Genomic DNA, 2,708 nt, shown 5'->3' with positions numbered 1-2,708 from the left:
CTTCAAACATTTTTGACCCCCATATTTGATTATTTTAAACCTATCATACCAAAAAAAGGAGTATTTTATTGTTTTTGAATTTTTGTTTACAATAATTCCATATTTGTCACAAAAAGTTACTCATCCATTAAATGGCCCTTATATCCGATATTGGCACGATTCTTTATTAGGGAAATGCGCCCGTTTATTGAATAGCCTGACCCTCTCATTAAACTACCTAACTCAACAACTTTCGCAACATTTCACGACCACGATGAACTCTTGTTTTTATCGTTGCAACAGGAATTTGCATGATGTTGCTTATTTCTTCCAAGGACAAACCCTGAATATATTTTAATACAATGGCGGAACGATATTTTGGTGCTAACCGTAAAATTGCCTTTTGTACGGGATCCTGCAATTCCAGTCTGATTACTTGATCCTCTGGCAATTTATTATTGGCACGAATCCGAGAATACATAGTCTTACCTCCCTCATCAGCCATATCTGCATCCAAATAATAATCCGACTTCTTCTTTTTTAACCGGTCGATTGTCAAATTCGTAGCAATGCGGAACAACCAAGAAGAAAATTTTTTATTATTATCATGACTGTTAATGTTCTGATACGCTCGCAAAAATGCTTCTTGGGCAAGATCTTCTGCTTCGTGGCGATTTCCAATCAGCCGGAAACAAACTTGATAAACTTCATGTTGGTAGAGTTCGATTAACTCACTAAAAGCAAGTTGGTCTCCTTGTTTTACTTTTCTAATCAGATTTTTGACTATATCGTCCATTTGGCTATCCCACACGCCTGTGAGATTATTGGATGATTTCTTTTTGTCAAAACAACAGAGCTATCTTTCACAATCATGATGCTTTATCCATCTTGCTTACAATAAATAGATAAACACCGATACCCCCGAAAGTGAAAATTGTACCCAATACCAACACCATTTCCTCGCCCATCTCAGTAAGTCCAAACAGATATTCCGGAAGCAGAAGCAATGTCAAAATAATCGGTAACACCCAAGTTTTTGCCCACCAAGATACAGCGATCAAAAAAATAGCTGTAACTACTGCTGTCAAAATCGTACCTGTTGTACCAAAGTGAATTACTGGAGTTTCAATGGATTGATTTAAAAAAATCAATCCAACAAACAAAGTGATTGGAACAAAACCTAACGCGAACAGTACAGCAATTTCTTTCCACTTTGAAAGCTGATTTCCAGCGATATATTTAAACGCGGCAAAAAGACCAACTATAAGACAACCAGCTATGATAACATGACCTATCAATTCAAGCAGAGAGTAGGACAGTGTACCCTCCATCAAGTCATTAGCCAGTGTAAAGGAAAATGCCCCAAATATGATAATCAATACATACTTAAACCACGATCTGTAATCAACAGACATTTCATCTGACAGCTGTTCCATATATTCCTTAGGAGTATGGCCGACAATTTTTTCGGTCGATTTTCCGTTTTTCTCTGCTTCTATCAAATGGACTTCCAATTCCTCTACAATTTCCTCAATTTCATCTGAACCCTTTCCACTGGAAAATAAATATACCCGCAAGTCTTCTAAGAATTTTCTGCTCTTGTAGGACAATTGTACTTTCTTATTCATCCCATCACTCCCTTTCCGGAAATTGATCGGTTGCTGTTTCATGTTTCAGCACTCGATTAACGTTCACCTGTAAATAATTCCATCGTTCGAGGAATTTTCCCAACTCCTGTTCCCCTTTTTTTGTAAGCGAATAATATTTTCGTTTTGGCCCGGCTGTTGATTTCTTCCGAGTAGATGTAACAAGTTCTTCTTTCTGCATCCGTAATAAGAGGGGATAGATTGTTCCCTCACTAAGTGAGTCAAATCCATACATTTCAAGCTGCTCAGCCAGCTCATATCCATATACCTCTCTGTCCTTAATAATTGCCAATAGACAGCCATCCAAAATTCCTTTCATCATTTGGGTTGTTGACAAAGATTTTTTCACCTCACTTATATCTTGTAAAACAAGGTATATGTATATTGTATACCTGTATATCTTGTAATGCAAGGTATTGTTTTATAATAATTCACAAACCGTGTTAATAAGCCTTTCTTCCACAATATGTTCCTTCGTATCATAAATAAAGGGCACAATTCTTACTACAGAATTGCGCCCGATTACTGAACAGTCATTTTACTATTAGCTGTCATTGCTGAACAACCTTTTTTCATAATGCTCTTAAATAATGAGAGATTGATAAAAATACACTGACAGCAATTAACACTAAAATAGCTTTCACAAATGTCATAGCAGTTAATTTGTTACCAGTCCACGATCTCATTAGGGTTAATAAGAATGTAAAGCCAAATATAATCAGCCCAAATATAATAACTTTTAGTCCCATACCAAGGTGTGATAGGTTAAAACCATTAGTCGCATCACCTAAAATAAACATTGCACCAAAAAGTATTCCAAAAGTTAATATTCCTGATGTAACACTAAGCTTTTTCCAATTTGATTCCGACAAATTAATTCACCACTTTTGAAAAAGTTTAACGAGCCATTCCAATTTAAATTTATTTTCCAATTATATTATTACATTACTGCGCCCGATTGGTGAATACTCTTCACTTCTTACTAACTATGATTTTATTTGCGACCATTTTGTTTTCAGGGTCATTATTCCATTCACCTTTTACCCAAATTTCCACCTTTTGATCAGCCTTTAATTTTGAGAA

At 35.7% G+C, this 2,708-nt stretch carries 4 protein-coding genes; all 4 read right to left on the bottom strand.

Features of this window, described 5'->3' with window-relative positions:
- Positions 1-217: 217 nt before the first annotated feature.
- Complete coding sequence (sigW, locus tag ABD010_RS05650) at positions 218-775, bottom strand: RNA polymerase sigma factor SigW (protein WP_343811032.1); 558 nt, start codon at positions 773-775, stop codon at positions 218-220.
- A gap of 73 nt (positions 776-848) precedes the next feature.
- The gene (locus ABD010_RS05645; protein WP_343811030.1) at positions 849-1,607 is read right to left on the bottom strand and encodes an HAAS domain-containing protein; all 759 of its coding nucleotides are present in this window, start codon (positions 1,605-1,607) and stop codon (positions 849-851) included.
- Positions 1,608-1,611: 4 nt separating this feature from the next.
- Positions 1,612-1,947: a PadR family transcriptional regulator gene (locus ABD010_RS05640; protein ID WP_343811059.1), complete on the bottom strand. Its 336-nt coding sequence runs from the start codon at positions 1,945-1,947 to the stop codon at positions 1,612-1,614.
- Between the two features lie 250 nt (positions 1,948-2,197).
- Positions 2,198-2,497 (bottom strand): hypothetical protein, encoded by a 300-nt coding sequence (locus ABD010_RS05635; RefSeq protein WP_343811028.1) that lies wholly within the window; start codon positions 2,495-2,497, stop codon positions 2,198-2,200.
- Between the last annotated feature and the right edge of the window lie 211 nt (positions 2,498-2,708).

It is taken from the genome of Virgibacillus siamensis, assembly GCF_039522605.1.
GTDB lineage: Bacteria > Bacillota > Bacilli > Bacillales > Amphibacillaceae > Lentibacillus > Lentibacillus siamensis.
The sequence above is the reverse complement of the archived record's forward strand: the minus strand, read 5'-3'. Positions and strand labels throughout refer to the sequence as shown.